The organism is Vibrio sp. 10N.222.49.A3, assembly GCF_041475145.1.
In the GTDB taxonomy this organism is placed as follows: domain Bacteria; phylum Pseudomonadota; class Gammaproteobacteria; order Enterobacterales; family Vibrionaceae; genus Vibrio; species Vibrio tasmaniensis_A.
In genome coordinates this window covers 53,892-68,008 of record NZ_JBFRVM010000027.1, presented here as the reverse complement: position 1 = coordinate 68,008, position 14,117 = coordinate 53,892, and the positions used below count along the sequence as shown (strand labels likewise).

The following is a 14,117-nucleotide window of genomic DNA, read 5'->3' as shown; positions in this document are numbered from 1 at the left end:
TCGACTGCTTTGACCTTGTTAATGCGAATAACTATTGGTTATTTTGGCTTAAAAGAGTTTATTCCCAAGCTATCGTAAAGCCACCCGCATCCCAGTCGTCCGGGAGCGTGTAACCAGAATCTACCAATGATGAGATTATGGGTTTTATCACGGCCTCTACGACAGGCTCTTCACCATCGCATAGTTCAAACTCGTTTAGAGAAATGTAAGCTGAAAAGAGTCCAAGTGCGGAGCGGCGGTGGATTTCATTCGTAATTTGGTTCAGTAAACTCAACTGAAGAGAGTCTTTACTCGCTAATGCTTTTTCTTTTGCTTCGCTTGCGTTTGGAAGTTTCGATTGCGTAGGTTGTTCTTTTAAAAATGAAGCGCTCAAACGACTAACAATCTCGGAGTTTACGGAGATATTGTGTTCGTTTGCTGCTAAATGAAGGTTTTGCTTTAGATCTTCTGGCATACGTACGTTTATTTGGGGAGGACGTTGGCTCATATAAAATTCCTGAAAACAATCTTTGGCAATAATAGCCACTTACTACTATTCTTCAATGGTAGCACTTGGCTACTATTGTGGGGCAGGAGAAAGAAGGTGGGTGATTACAAGTGTAGAAACGAAAAAACCCCAATGCGCTAACACTGAGGTTTAGATTCAATTCAATATTCCTTGGAGGGAAATATGAGAAATGAACAAGTTAATATTCTAACACCGAATCAGATGCCTGTCATTGCAGGTATAGATATACGTGTCGATGATATGGGCCGTTACAACTTAAATAATTTACATAGAGCGAGTGGCTTTGGTAGCAATAAAGCACCAGCTCAATGGTTAAGGACTCAGCAAGCGAAAGAGATAGTTCGAGAAGTGACCGATCTGCAGATCTGCACATCGCCTTTGAATATTATAAAAGGTGGGAAGAGCCAAGGAACATTTGCTCATGAGTTAATAGCTGTTTCTTTTGCAGGTTGGCTTAGCCCCCGTTTTCAGTTAACAGTCAATCAAGCATTTTTAGACTCTAAACAAGTAGAACGCCCTGAACTAACCACAACCGAGATATTAGAGATTGCTTTAGAAGCCTCAAAAGAGCGTGATGTTCTTAGGGTAGAAAACAAAGAACAAGCTGAAAAAATCGAAGGGCTTGAAAATCTATTTAAAGGTGGATTGACCGCTCCACAGTTTGGCCGAATGCTTAATGGTATTAACGTCCAACGAATCAACGCTTTTCTTGTTGAATTAGGATGGGTGTATAGAGAGCGTGGTAAAAAGTCTGGTTATCGTGTTGCTAGTTATGCAAGAGATAACTATATGACAGAAAAGGAGAACGTGATCTCTATGCATGGGTACGACTCTTTTGTAACAGCCACGCCAATCTTGCTACAAAAAGGCGCTACCAAGTTATATGAGCTGTATCTAAAGGGTAAGTTACCAATGAAGAAGAATTGGGATAGTGAGTACACCCATCTTAAGCTTAGTAAGGAACTGGTGGCAGCATGAGTAAAGCTGATAACCCAGAATGGGAAGATATTGAGCACGCTCTTATATCATTTCGCAGTATTTCTTCAATGCTCTGTATTGTGCTTGAAGGCCAAGAGCGAAAAACGGATCAGTACTCAGCTATTGAAGGTGTTATTCAGCTAGCTGATTTTCAAGAGCGCAAGCTAAGTAATTTGGTTTGTCAGACTCACTAACCTTATCCAATCAAAACCTAAGCCACCCAAATCGGGTGGCTTTTTTTATGGAAAAATTCATGAAAAATCAAAGCAAACTGACTTTCTTCTCGCGTGAAAGCGTGACCCTTAAAACGATCCCTGTTGCGCAGTTCCGTAAGCTGCCGCACATCGAAACCGAACAAGAACTCACGGCCAAACAGCTATTCGAACAACGCAAAGCAGTGATCATGGCGTGCAGTGATGTGGCCAAAGAAGAGTTCGAAACCTTATCGGTGCCTGACTTCAATCAGCTCTATGACGACATCTGTGATTTGATTCTAAAACCATCAGATGAACTGCGGGGTGAACAGCTTAATGGTAAGTCGGTAGAGTTTGCCTTGCTGCATCCTTTCGAAAATGAAGTGGGTGAAAAGATTAATAAGGTGAAGTTTGCCATTCCTAAAGTAGCGCATTCTGAAGCGTTAGCGGACATCCTTGAAGAGCGAGCGCGTGAAGACTTCATGTTTGAGGTGATTACGGGTTTGCAAACGTCCGATCTTGATTTTCTCTCAATCAATGATTATTTGGCGCTAAAACCGCAGGTGGGCGCTTTTTTTCAACAATCGGCGGCGTACTTTCGCCCGATGACGTTGAGAGCCTAATCGACCTTGTTCCAATGCACCGAAATACATCTGAATCTGAACTAAGGCGATGGCCACAAGATGTCGCGGTGCGCCGTTATGAGCTTATCCTCGCCAAACTTGGGGTGAAATAATGTCCGAGAAAATTAACCTCGTTCTTAATACCACCGTCAATGGTCTTGAGGACATTGTTTCAACGACCACAGCCACAGAGCGGTTAACCGCCGCACTTGAAAGCCAACGTGGCGAGGTGATCTCACTTAATGGCAAGCTCAAGCAGTTAAATGGTTTTGAGTCTGCCAGCAAGCGAGCGGCTAAGTTGGCCGGTCAGCTTGATGATGCTAAAGCAAAGGTGACTCGCCTTAGTCAAGAACTGGAAGACAACAAACAGCGAACTTCAGGCCTTCGGGTTGAATACAGTAAGACACAAGCGGAGATAAAAAGCCTCAACTCCCAAATGAAAAAGGCCTCGGGCGAAGGGGCCATTGATTTAAAGAACCGGTTATACGAAGCGCAAAAACGGCTAGATTCGTTTAACGATGAGATTCACCAGGGCAAGGTGAAAACCAATGAGTTGAATGCGGCCTATAAAGCGGCAGGCAAACGGGTTACCCAGCTAACTGATAGCCAAAATAAGCAGCGCGACAAACTCAGAGGGTTGGGTGCCGCGTTAAAAGAGTCGGGGATCAATACTGGCCGTTTGAGTGATGAGCAAAGAAAGCTCGAAGCTCAGGCAGAAAAGGCCACAGCTGCAATCGCCAAACAAAATCGTCACTTGAAAGAGATGAAATCAATTCAATCACGAATTGATACTCGCGATGCAAAACTGAGTGAGATTGGTGGTAAAGCGACGTCGCTTGCCATGGCTGCTGCGCCAATAGCGGCCACGGTATGGTCGGCAGTTAAAAACGAAAGCTCGTTTGCTGATGTGAAAAAGGTGGTCGATATGACCCCTGAAGAAGCAGACGCTATGCGTAATTGGTCGCTAAAAACCTCCACTGAAACCCCGATGAGCGCCAATGACATCAACGCCATGTTGGCTGCTGGTGGGCAAAGCGGCATCAAAGACAAAGCTGAGTTAAAACAGTTCGTGCTCGATTCTGCCCAAATGGGTGTCGCTTTCGATATGGAAGCAGGCCAAGCGGGTGAAACCCTCGCGGTATTTAAAGCAGCATTAGGGTTAGATCAAAATGGTGCGATGGGCCTTGCTGGCCTTGCCAACCATTTATCGAACAACTCGAATGCGAAAGCTAAAGACATTGCAGGCGTGATGGCTAGGCAAGGAGCGTCTGCCAAAATGGCGGGGTTCTCCGCTAATGAAGCCGCGGCGCTTTCGGCGTCGATGTTGTCTGCAGGTATGGGTGAAGAACGTTCTGCAACCGCACTTAAGAATATCTCAGGTCGCCTAACTCTTGGCGGCGCAGCAACCAAAGCGCAGCAAACCGCGTTATCAACCGTAGGTTTCGATTCGGTAGATCTCGCGGCCTCAATGCAAAACGATGCTTCGGGTACGTTACTGCAAGTGCTTGAAGCCATAAAAGATGCGCCATTAGAAGAACAAAGTGCGTTAATCACTCAAATCTTTGGTGAAGAAGCTAAAGGGGCTGTGGCTTCACTGGCGGGTAACACGGATCTCTTTCGTAAAACACTTAAGTTAGCTAAGCAAGGGCAAGACGTTCATATTCAGTCATTACAAGACGAATATGAGGCGCGAATAAACACCAGCGAAAACGGTATTTCTCAGTTCATCAACAAGGTGAATCGTTTAAGCGTGATCATTGGTACCGCTCTTTTACCCGCGCTCAATTGGGTACTTGAGCCATTAGGTGATGGCATCAACCTATTGGCGGATTTTGCCGAAGCTAACCAGGGCGTTACTGCTGCGGTTGGAATTGGTGTTGCTGGCTTATTGGCGTTCAAAGGCGCGATGTTAGCAGGCAAAGCCGCCTCCCTTATCTTTGGTAATACTCTCGATAAAGGGCGTTTGTTTCGAAAGGGCTTAAACCGAGAGACGCAGCAGAGTGGCCGCGCAGCGGCATTTGCAACTAAGCAATTGAGTCGGTTGAATCAAACCATGATGAGCATGGGATCTGGAGGCAGAGGAAGTAGTGGGCGAGGTGGCGGCTTGGGTGCTAGTGGTAGACGGTCAAAAAGTCGAATGCCTCCACGCAAGTTACGTTCACGAAACCCATTAGCGCGAGCCTACAACATGGCAAGTACTATGATGACCTCTAATAAAGCGGCATTACCTTTGGCATTGGGTGGGGGAGCATTGGCCATGACGCCGACGATTGCCATGGCTCAAGACGGTATAGGGTTGGCTGGAGATATTGCACAAGGCGCGGGGAAGATGGGGCTAGGTAAGTTACTCAGGCCACTTGATATGGCGATTAGTGCCGGCAACATTGCAACGGCGGTGACCGAAGGCGATACCAAAACTGCATTGGCCGAAGGTGGTGGGTTACTTGGCAGCATGGGTGGAGCCAGTGTTGGAGCGACTATCGGAACCATGATTTTTCCAGGCGTCGGTACCGTGATAGGTGGTTTAGCCGGTTCGCTATTAGGCGATCTTGGTGGTGAGTTTTTAGGGGGATGGTTTGGCGATAAGCTGGATTCACCCGACGACAAGCTCATGGCCTCGGAAGCCGTGTCTGAAAAGTTAGTTGAGAAAGAAAAAACCGAATCTCTCATTCGACAAACACCCAATGTCACCTTTAAAACCGACGTCGCTATTCAAACCGTATCAGGCATGGATGAACAGAAAATTGCGGCTCAGGTTACCGCTCAAATTGACCAACAAATGAAGTCTCAATATGAATCTTTAACGGGGCTTACCATCGACGATTCCATTAGCGTATCTGCTATTGATAGAGGTTAACCATGCATCATTTAGTGATCGGAGAGTTCGTATTTTCGGTTGGAGATAAAACACCCATAACGAAGTTTGATAGAACCACGGCGGGCGCTTACTCAGAAGTCGGCCTCATTGATAATGCGCGTTCAGAGCGAACGGGCAGACCACTTGAAACGATAGACATCACAGCAAAATGGCTTCAATACAGTGCTGCTAAATCAGTGGATGCGATTCGTGCCTTGATTGATGAGCCTCAACAAGTGAGTGATGGTCAAGGTTTTAACCTTGGCCGTTGGACGATTAAGCAGATTAAAGAGGGGCGCAGTGAGCTGATCCACGATGGTCGAGCCATGGTGACTGATATGTCTTTGCAGCTATTGGAGTCTCGTGGATGAAAATATTTGCTCGTAAAGGGGAATTAATCACCGATTTACTTTTTAAACAAACAGGCCAAGACAGTGATCAGTTAGAGATCGAGTTTTATCGCCTTAATCCGCATGTCCGTGGTGATGTATTTACTGTGGATACCAATGTCCATATTCCTGAAATATCCACTGTGAACCCCACTCAATCTGTTACGAGGTCTTGGGATTAATGTTCAAACTAGTAGGTAAAAATAGCGAACTGTTATTGGCTCGTCTTAAATCCTGGCGCCTATCTGATGGCAACGGGATTGAGGGGGATAGCCTTTCTTTAACGATCAATTCTGATGACATTGACGGCATTCCCCCTAAAGGTGAGAAGTACTCTGTGTATTTGGGGGAAGTGCTACGTGATGAATTTCAAATATCGAAACGTTCAATCAGTTTACATCCGCGTGAAGTTGTCTTAGTGCTATCGGTCGCCCCATTCAGTATTAAAGATGAAACCGGTTATCGAGAGCGTAAGTCGATGAGCTGGGACAACACAAAACTTGCTCAAATCGTCGCGGATAATGTTGCTCCTCATGGCTTTCAAGCTTTTGTTCATCCGAGATTACAAAAAATTGAAATCGAGCATATTGATCGTACTGATGAAAGTACACCGTCATTCCTTTATCGACTGGCCAAACAATATGATGCCGTCGCCAAGCCTATCGATGGCCGTTTCATCTTTGCTCCCAAGGGAGAAGCAAGAAGCGCAAGTGGCAAAGATATTGAAACCGTTACCTTGTCACAACCTAGTGGTAATAACCCGCAGTTGCCCAATTTCACGAATGTGAGTATCGACCTCGATGGCCGAACGGATGTCACAGGCGTGAAAGCATTTTATCTTTCGACTGAGAACGGCACTCGGCAAGAAATCAGAAAAGGGAAGGCACCGTTTAGATCGATTGGTAAAGATAGAAACAGCCAGCAAGAAGCTGAGCAGGCATGCGCTAGTGAGCTAAGAAAAATGCAGCGAGAGGGACGAAAGCTCAGTATCGAAGCACCGCCAAATCCTGCTGTGTTTGCTGAAGGGCTATTGGTTTTGGATAGCTCTTTCCCTGGTGTATTCCAAGGAACGTGCTCAATAGATAGCGTCTCGATTTCAGGTCAAGGCCTGCAGCCAAGACGAATGAGCATTAAAGCCACCTTAACGGGAGAATAGGATGATTACGTTGAATTCTGGTGTTCATCATGTTGCGACCGTTCGCTGTAAGATTTCTGATGCGCAGATTAAGAGGCATGCAAAACTGCCCCATGTGAAGCAGCTGAAAGACGAACGGTACTCAGTGTACCTGCGCTACAAGAAAAACAGACAACAAGGATCTTGGGTGTTTTATGAATACAAAGGTGGCAATCAGACCGCTCATGTTTTTGGGAAATACCCTAACTTGAGCGCAAAACACATCCCAGACGTTATCGAGCATATAGTAAAAGAGCTCTCCACTGGCACCAGATCTCGCTCTAATGAATTTATGACCGTCGATGAGTTGCTGGTTTGGTATTTAGATATGGAGACGCGAAACGGACATTTATCTAAAGACCGGCTGAGTTCGCTTAAAGCCATGATTGACTCACACCTGGTTTCCTGTCTTCACGGTGTTGAGATTGCTGGGCTTTCACATCGTGAAATTGAAAAACAGTTGATGAAGCCTCTACGCGAAGGGCTGTACTCAATTAGTTATATTCGCTCTATATTTCAGGCGTTAAAAGTCGCATTCAACCAGGCGAAAAAGATGAACAAAATCGGCCATAACCCGCTCAATGACATGATGTTTACTGACTTTGTGAAGGCCAAAATCAAACCAAAGGGATGTAATTTGCTCGTTGGGCATACACCAGGCTTACTTGAGCAGTTTGGTCAAGCCGAGCCATTGACTCGGATGTTGTGTTTGATGATGGTTAGTCACGGTACCCGCATTGGTGAAACGCGCAAAGCGAAGTGGTGCAACATTTGTTTTGTCACCAATCGTTGGAAGATCCCGATACGTGATACGAAGACAAGAAAAGAGATCTTATATCCACTCACCGATGAATGGGTCAGTCTGCTGCAGGCCTATAAAGCCTGGCAATTGGCGAATCATTACAAAGGGAACAATCTATTTCCTTCTTCCAAGCGAGATCAACGTCCAGTATCAAGCGCTGATGCCACTCAGATGATTAGAGCTATAGCGAATGGCAAATGGACCGCTCATGACTTAAGAAAGTTAGCGCGTACTGTGTGGGCTGATATCGGGATTGATTATCTGGTTGCAGAAACGCTATTGAATCATGCAAAGGGAAAACTGGAGCAAGCGTACATTCACACTCACATCGAGCTGCAGAAGTCAGAAGCCCTTAAAACGTATCATTCTTGGCTAAAAATTTGCTGGCGAGACTGTTTTATTGCTGATTTTTAAAAAACGTTCACATTGAAAATGATCTGTTAGATCAACAAGTAAAAACCATCTAGATCATAATTGCAGAGGACAGTATTAGTATGGGTGATTTTGAGCAAAAAGGTGAGGTGAGTCACGCTTTGGTGGCTGCTGCGCGACTTGTTCCGCACCAGGTGAAATTGGTGAAGTTGAGCAAGACACAATTGAGAGTGTTGGGTTCGATAAAGCAGGGCGAAGAGGTGACAGCGCAATATATTGCTAAGCGATGTGGTTTGTCACCGAGTTGGGCAAGTTCTCTGCTAAGGCAGCTGAATGAAAGACGGTACTTAACTCGAGCAAGTATTTCTCTCGAACGTGGTGGAACCGTCTTTACTTACTATAGATCTAATTAGCGATTCTATTTTTTAAACTTGGGCTTACTTTTATCTATTGCTAGTTCTAAATCTGCGTGTGTAAGTCTGGACTTTCCTTTCGCCTTCTTAGTTGCATCACCTAAGCCTTTTAAGGCATCTCTATTCTCTTGAGTTTGGCCGAACCCTGCCTTTCGAAGGTGTCTATTTAACTCATAGTCTTCAGAAAAGTTTACTAGTTCATGGTCGTTAGCAGGCATAACATGTCTCCTTATATTAAATGAAATGCACATTCGATTATGCTCCTTGTCGCCATGTGAGTTTAGTGATGAATGTCAAATATCTACTTATAGATTAAGTGGATAGGTTCTTCTGGAGTCTATAGGGTTGCAAACGAGTCCACACCGCGCGAAATGAAAATTTTTCGGGTTGTATGGTCACCACCAGCCCTAAGATTTTTACAATATTGCTGGAAGAACCAAGACTGAGCGTGATGCGTAACGCCAGTGAATTCGATCAATGCCTAATATTTGTCTGGTTAATTTTATAAAAATTGCAATTCCATCTCACATATGAAACAAATTGGAATATTTGGTTTGGAGGTCATAAATGGATCGAGCATATAATGAGACATCAGACAATATTGAATACGCTTTTATGCTCAAAGAGTTTCCAAACGTATATATTGAAAAATCAAAGTACTTTTGTCCCAATCCACTTTGTAGATATGTAGCCACTCCTTGTTCATATAAAGAGCATAACGTTTATCAGCCATATTATAAGTATCTCGATGGACATAGCATGGGGTGTTGCTTCTCACCTGAATTTGGCGGTAGAGAAGCTATTGACGCTAAAGGTAGAAAGAATTGGGTTTTGCCTAAAGTCGTTGAGATCACGTTACCAAAAGATGACAGTGAACTAAAAAGAAACGGTGGACCCGGTTCCTGTAATACATTAACAAATACAAAAAATGGTAATTCTACTGGTAAGAAGGGCAACGGTAAGGGGCAGGGTAAGCTTTCAAGTAGTGTCGCAGCGGCAACAATTTTTTATATGCAAGATGTTGAGAATAACGCCTTGGAGCCATTGACGTTACCTGATGTCAAAGGTAAATATCGTTTTGTTTTTCAACAGATTTTTAATTGGAGCAATATAGAGTCTTACAAACCGGGTCACATTTTTTACGCAGACCTTAGGTATACCTCTGAATTATTCACCTCTGAGGACGTCATTTCTATAACTCTAAATGTGAAAGAACCTCAAAGTTCAAAATGGTTTGAGTTAAAGCTATGTTGTAACGAGTGGTCTAATCGTGAACGTAATGCAATCGTAGATGAACTGAAAAGAGCTCAGAGATTTGCGGCGCTGGCACAGAAAAAAAACGAAGTAGCTTCAGTTTACTTTATTGGTAGACAAAATGAGTCTGAGAAGCATATTTTTGAATGCGATTATGCCCAGTTCCTGTATGTGTTTACGGGAGAGCGAGTAAAATTAGAAAACAACTATTTGGGCTTTAACAGAAAAGCGGAGGTAACTGTTCCGCCAGTCGAAAATTCATCACGCGTCCAACCTAACATACCTTTCGTCGAAGAAATTGAAGAAAACCTACCTCCACGAAACGAATATTTAGGGGGCCCCATAGAAATCCAGCAGCTTAAACCGGATGATAACCATGAAGCGTCAACCTCTGACAATAGTTCCAATATTCAGTCTCATGAAGTCATTGATGGTTTGAGCTCACAAACGTCAACAGAACCCCAAATAACTGTGGATGTAGACAAAGCAAAACAAAAAACGGTGACTGTTGATGTTAAGCCAGAGTCAAGCGCCAAACTTGATAAGCATCCAATAAAGCCCGTGGTTGAGAAGCCCTCAATTTTTAAACAAGTATTTAATAAAGTGGCTAGCTTTTTTGTCGATCAATGAGCACAAAGTAAGCTGTCATTTAAAGATACCCAACTTATTCCTACTTGGGTAAAGCTTGATAAAGCTAGCCTAGATGTTGCGAGGCGAGTTATGCAAGTTGTTGATTTTTTGAAAGCAGAAGAGTCATACAAACGACTAAGGCACCAATTGGCGCCTTTATCTATTCAACTCAACAATTTTTTCCCTTCGCCGCTAACAACATCGCCAACCTAGAATTCGCTGTTTCAGCAATTTTCGCGTAATCCTCAATAGAAAAGTAACCAGGCTCCCGCAACAGTTCTGGAATTCTTGAACGCTCGAATACCATCACATCATCACTCATCGGAACTGTACCGATCACGCGGCCATTTTCTAATGTCATTAAAAGTTTGGTGGTAACACGGGGTGGAGTTGAGGTAGGGAGCTGATTGGTTTCGTTGTTCCAGTATCGCCAAAGAACATCATCACATTCATTTTGGTATTGGATCACTTTGTCGCGGATTTCTTTGCGGACTCGATTAGGTTGGAGTGTTTGGAGCCAGCCGAAGAGTTTTCGAAGCGGGATGCAGAGTAAATCGCGGTTTTTAGAATCTTGAGCAACTGTTGCTATAACAGCAACACTCCATCTCTCTTTATTACTACCAAGTTTGCGGGATTGGTAACTCCAATCTAAACCCATACCTTCAACAATTGGCTTCATTGGTATGTGGGCCTCGCTATCGTGGTTGATAACGATTAGGTTTGAACCGTGGAAAGGTACATTGATTTGGTTAGGCATAAGAGCCTCCATCTACGTAGTTTTATGTAAATATCACCACGCAATATGACCAAACATTGGGTGGTGAACTGAACAGAGTTTGGTCATACCGTCTACGCAGGAAACGGCTCGCCGAAGCGACTCCATCCAGCCCACCATAATTTGGGTGTGCTAAAACGCGCGCATAAAAAAACCAGCAGAAAGCTGGCGAATACACGCCTACGTAAAAACTTCAGGTGACCAAACCTGTCATTGGATTTTGCCAATGAAGTTTCATTATGAGTCGATGAGTGTAATAAATCAAGATGCAAAACAGTGGGAATTTAAAGGTGAGTGGTTGTGTGGTGGTAGATTAAACGAGATTGGTCTTACCGCTCCAAGGCTACGGTGCGCCGAAGCGCTCTCACCTAATCTACCAAAGAGAAGGAAACTGAGTAGCGTTGGTCCTACCGCTACAGGCAAGGCGGGCCAGCCAAAGCTGCACTACTCAGTGTTGCTAGTTAAGGGCTACCTGTTTCAGTCCCATTGCACAAAATGCACTATGCAGAAACTTTGTAAGTGTCATGGTGCATATTGGCAACGCTTTAAACAGCTAAATTGGATCAATACGAAAGGGCAAAGGCAAATAGTCACACTTGCCTTATCATTGTAACTGTACAAATATACAAGTATGAGTTCGCTTTTAAGCCATTTGGTGGCTTTCTGCCTTTAAGTCAAATTTGTTATGGATAATACCATATGCATACACACTCTAAAGGCTAGAGTGTTTTATTACAATGAGGGCAATGCTTCGGAACTGACCATAATTTTTTCGAATGGGCAATCTTTCGGCAATATTTGCAAATGGTTGTATTGTACATAGATAAACTAACACTAAAAAAAGCGCCAACAGATAAAATTATTTTGCTAGTTAAAGGGAAATCCTTATTAGGTACGTCAAAATAATTAAAAAATATAGAAATCATTGGAACAAACAATATCGCTGTAAGTAATAGATTCAATCTATATATAGCCAATGCCAATTTATAGCTTTTTATCTTAAATAATCCTAGTTTAAAACTAGTGAAAACTAGGATATTCACTATTAGCATACCAATAACAACAATCTCGCTAAGCATCTAATTAACGCCCTCCCCAAGGACTGTTTACGCCAACCCCACCGTCACTATTTTCATTCACACCCCCAGAGTGGCCAGACTCATTGTCGTTACCATTTTGGGTGTCACCATGTCCTCCAAAATTTGGATTATGGTTATCCGATGAGTCGTTAGAATCATTATTATCATCTGACGGAGTGGGTTCAAAACCAACGGATCCAGTTATATCAACGTCAGGAATTCCAGTTAAACCTAACGTGACTCCAATGCCTTGAATCGACAAATCAGTACTAGACATCAAAATACCTCCTAAACCTACCACTGGGTTTACATCAAACGTTGAAACTATACTGGGACCATACATGATGGCATCCAAGTCATCACTATTGTAAAAAGCTGCATATGCTTCCATTTCTACGTCTGCGTTTGTGAAGGAGCCGCCTACCGAAGCCGAAGGTTCAACTTCGCTAAAGTTAGTTGTAACACTGAAACTTGCAGAGGCATAAGGTACTTGGACATTAATACCTAATTGCACTGACATTGGCTCTGGTTGACGCCAATTATCCGGAGTTGGACAGCCCGGGTCGCAAATCGCACTTTGAGCTATAACTTGATGCTTAGTATGATTATACTCATTTGCAGCAAGCAAAGTAACTGCAGGTGTATATCCTTGTGGGATTGATGTTTGAAGAACAGAGAACTCTATATATTCATAGTTATCGTCAACTCTATAGCCCTTTTCTAATTCAATCATTTCTAGATAACTATACCCATCACCATTCTTCTTTTCCTTTACGAAAGCAGGTCTTTGAAACATCGGCATTTTATGCTTAAATCGTTTTATTTTGGTATTGGTGATTTCAATCGAATTATTGATAGGGTTTCGATAATATTCTCCATTCTTATTTTTGTATTTCACAACAACTATTGCATGATCCAATCTGAATGTTTCATTCTTCCTAATTTTTAACATAAAGGCACTGGACTCAGATCTAATTAGGTTACTCCCCCAATAGGTTTCATTGTAATCTGTGACGGTTTTGAATTCGATACCAAGGTCGGACACCGTTATAGTTTTTACATCATTTGTAGCTAAGTTATCCCAATCGTATTCGTAGCCATCTTTAATTATAGAATTTGGCTTCACAGTTGAAGAAGATATATTTGGTGAGCCATTCCCTAAGGAGATTGTACTTACTCCCGCAATTGTACTCGCAGACACTAATGCTAGTAATGATAAGAGTGTTCTCATTATAAAATTCCTTATTTGTACCAGCTCTTACATATATCCCCATCAGGCTATCTAACGTTATTAATTAATTAAATAAATTATAATTTTTTGCTTGTACTGAATCGGCGCCTTTAATCATTTAAACTCACCATCTCTTTCCTTTCACAGCCAGCAGATCCGCCAATTTAGAATTCGCCGTCTCAGCAATTTTCGCGTAATCCTCAATAGAAAAGTAACCAGGCTCACGTAGCAATTCTGGAAGCCTTGAGCGCTCGAATACCATCACATCATCACCAATCGGAACAGTACCGATCACGCGGCCATTTTCTAATGTCATTAAAAGTTTGGTGGTAACAGGGATTGTACTTGGGGTGGGGAGTTGGTTGGTTTCTTGGTTCCAGTATCGCCAAAGAACATCGTCACATTCGTTTTGGTATTGGATTACTTTGTTGCGGATTCGATTTGGTTGAAGTGTTTGGAGCCAACCAAAGAGTTTTCGAAGCGGGATGCAGAGTAAATCGCGGTTTTTAGAATCTTGAGCAACTGTTGCTATAAAAGCAGCACTCCACCTTTCTTTATTACTATCAAGTTTGCGGGATTGGTAACGAGTAGTAATGAAAATTCACAGACTCTCAGGGAGGGGTGCCTACATTTAACCTAGAAAGAAATAAAGACATAGTTCTCATGCTTTGCTTTAAGTGCAGCATTGTTATTTCATGTTAATTCGCTACAATGCCCCGGTACTTATAAAGGCGCATCTGTATTTGTGCCTAAATTTGTACCAATTCTTACATATATCCCCATTAAGTTTTTTAACTTTTTGAATTGAATATATTAAATAATTTTCATGTGTTGCTTG

Annotated in this window: 15 protein-coding genes and 1 pseudogene; 10 read left to right on the top strand and 6 right to left on the bottom strand. The window is 43.0% G+C overall.

The features are described from left to right. Positions 1-58 precede the first annotated feature (58 nt). On the bottom strand, positions 59-487 hold the full coding sequence (locus AB4589_RS05000; RefSeq protein WP_050650690.1) for an Arc family DNA-binding protein: 429 nt from the start codon (positions 485-487) through the stop codon (positions 59-61). 183 nt (positions 488-670) lie between these two features. Here AB4589_RS05000 and AB4589_RS04995 point away from each other — a divergent pair, with 183 nt between their 5' ends. The 9 genes from AB4589_RS04995 (at position 671) to AB4589_RS04955 (ending at position 8,310) form a co-directional block, all read left to right on the top strand. Beyond that, positions 671-1,486, top strand: a complete 816-nt coding sequence (locus AB4589_RS04995; RefSeq protein ID WP_372099617.1) for a KilA-N domain-containing protein — start codon at positions 671-673, stop codon at positions 1,484-1,486. After that, a complete protein-coding gene (locus tag AB4589_RS04990; RefSeq protein ID WP_050650688.1) occupies positions 1,483-1,680 on the top strand; it encodes a hypothetical protein in 198 nt (65 codons plus the stop codon). Before AB4589_RS04995 ends, AB4589_RS04990 begins: the two co-directional genes overlap by 4 nt. A 59-nt stretch (positions 1,681-1,739) precedes the next feature. Beyond that, the gene (locus AB4589_RS04985) at positions 1,740-2,303 is read left to right on the top strand and encodes a phage tail assembly protein (protein ID WP_371971516.1); all 564 of its coding nucleotides are present in this window, start codon (positions 1,740-1,742) and stop codon (positions 2,301-2,303) included. Between the two features lie 112 nt (positions 2,304-2,415). Next, the gene (locus AB4589_RS04980) at positions 2,416-5,160 is read left to right on the top strand and encodes a phage tail tape measure protein (RefSeq protein WP_372099615.1); all 2,745 of its coding nucleotides are present in this window, start codon (positions 2,416-2,418) and stop codon (positions 5,158-5,160) included. A gap of 2 nt (positions 5,161-5,162) precedes the next feature. Then, the gene (locus AB4589_RS04975) at positions 5,163-5,531 is read left to right on the top strand and encodes a phage tail protein (protein WP_004733483.1); all 369 of its coding nucleotides are present in this window, start codon (positions 5,163-5,165) and stop codon (positions 5,529-5,531) included. After that, the gene (locus tag AB4589_RS04970; RefSeq protein ID WP_372099613.1) at positions 5,528-5,731 is read left to right on the top strand and encodes a hypothetical protein; all 204 of its coding nucleotides are present in this window, start codon (positions 5,528-5,530) and stop codon (positions 5,729-5,731) included. The genes AB4589_RS04975 and AB4589_RS04970 overlap by 4 nt, the downstream gene beginning before the upstream one ends. Further along, positions 5,731-6,705 carry a hypothetical protein gene (locus AB4589_RS04965; protein ID WP_372099611.1) on the top strand — a complete coding sequence of 325 codons (975 nt, stop codon included), beginning with the start codon at positions 5,731-5,733 and terminating at the stop codon, positions 6,703-6,705. The genes AB4589_RS04970 and AB4589_RS04965 overlap by 1 nt, the downstream gene beginning before the upstream one ends. Before the next feature lies 1 nt (position 6,706). Continuing rightward, complete coding sequence (locus tag AB4589_RS04960; protein WP_372099609.1) at positions 6,707-7,939, top strand: tyrosine-type recombinase/integrase; 1,233 nt, start codon at positions 6,707-6,709, stop codon at positions 7,937-7,939. 80 nt (positions 7,940-8,019) lie between these two features. Beyond that, positions 8,020-8,310 carry a helix-turn-helix domain-containing protein gene (locus tag AB4589_RS04955; protein ID WP_108194669.1) on the top strand — a complete coding sequence of 97 codons (291 nt, stop codon included), beginning with the start codon at positions 8,020-8,022 and terminating at the stop codon, positions 8,308-8,310. A gap of 5 nt (positions 8,311-8,315) precedes the next feature. Here the strand turns inward: AB4589_RS04955 and AB4589_RS04950 are convergent, their stop codons facing one another. Further along, on the bottom strand, positions 8,316-8,528 hold the full coding sequence (locus AB4589_RS04950) for a hypothetical protein (RefSeq protein ID WP_017078617.1): 213 nt from the start codon (positions 8,526-8,528) through the stop codon (positions 8,316-8,318). Between the two features lie 349 nt (positions 8,529-8,877). Between AB4589_RS04950 and AB4589_RS04945 the strand changes: the two genes are divergently transcribed. Further along, positions 8,878-10,194, top strand: coding sequence for a hypothetical protein (locus AB4589_RS04945; protein WP_372099606.1), 1,317 nt, complete (start codon positions 8,878-8,880; stop codon positions 10,192-10,194). Between the two features lie 169 nt (positions 10,195-10,363). Here AB4589_RS04945 and AB4589_RS04940 read toward each other — a convergent pair whose 3' ends face one another. From AB4589_RS04940 to AB4589_RS04925, 4 genes and pseudogenes are all read right to left on the bottom strand, one after another. Then, entirely contained in the window at positions 10,364-10,951 is a 588-nt protein-coding gene (locus tag AB4589_RS04940; RefSeq protein WP_371728410.1) for a phage antirepressor N-terminal domain-containing protein, read from the bottom strand. Positions 10,952-12,052: 1,101 nt separating this feature from the next. After that, on the bottom strand, positions 12,053-13,279 hold the full coding sequence (locus AB4589_RS04935; protein ID WP_210441693.1) for a hypothetical protein: 1,227 nt from the start codon (positions 13,277-13,279) through the stop codon (positions 12,053-12,055). Positions 13,280-13,403: 124 nt separating this feature from the next. Continuing rightward, complete coding sequence (locus tag AB4589_RS04930) at positions 13,404-13,595, bottom strand: hypothetical protein (RefSeq protein WP_371728411.1); 192 nt, start codon at positions 13,593-13,595, stop codon at positions 13,404-13,406. A gap of 63 nt (positions 13,596-13,658) precedes the next feature. After that, positions 13,659-13,874: pseudogene (locus tag AB4589_RS04925) on the bottom strand (phage antirepressor N-terminal domain-containing protein); the annotation flags it as partial. Positions 13,875-14,117: the final 243 nt, after the last annotated feature.